We start from the raw sequence: 246 nt of genomic DNA, 5'->3' as shown, positions 1-246 counted from the left end.
ACGCTTGAGCCGCGCCGGCAAGGCCACGGCCCTGGCGGCGGCAAGCTGGCCGCTCATGCCGACTTCGTGCGCCAGCGGATGGCCGAGAATGGCGATCTGACGCTCGACGAACTGTGCGTGGAGCTGGACGGGCGCGGCATCACGGTGCACCGGTCGAACGTGGCCCGTCTGCTTCACCGGCTGGGCCTCAGTCACAAAAAAAGACACTCCGGGCGAGCGAGCACCAGCGTCCCGACATCCGGCAGG

Annotated in this window: 1 pseudogene; it reads right to left on the bottom strand. The window is 68.7% G+C overall.

The window, feature by feature from the left end:
• Window positions 1-195, bottom strand: a pseudogene (locus EOA23_RS36030) (transposase); the annotation flags it as partial.
• Between the last annotated feature and the right edge of the window lie 51 nt (window positions 196-246).

It is taken from the genome of Mesorhizobium sp. M2A.F.Ca.ET.042.01.1.1 (assembly GCF_003997405.1).
Lineage (GTDB): Bacteria > Pseudomonadota > Alphaproteobacteria > Rhizobiales > Rhizobiaceae > Mesorhizobium.
Note: the sequence above shows the minus strand (reverse complement) of the source record. Positions and strands in the feature narration are given on the sequence as shown.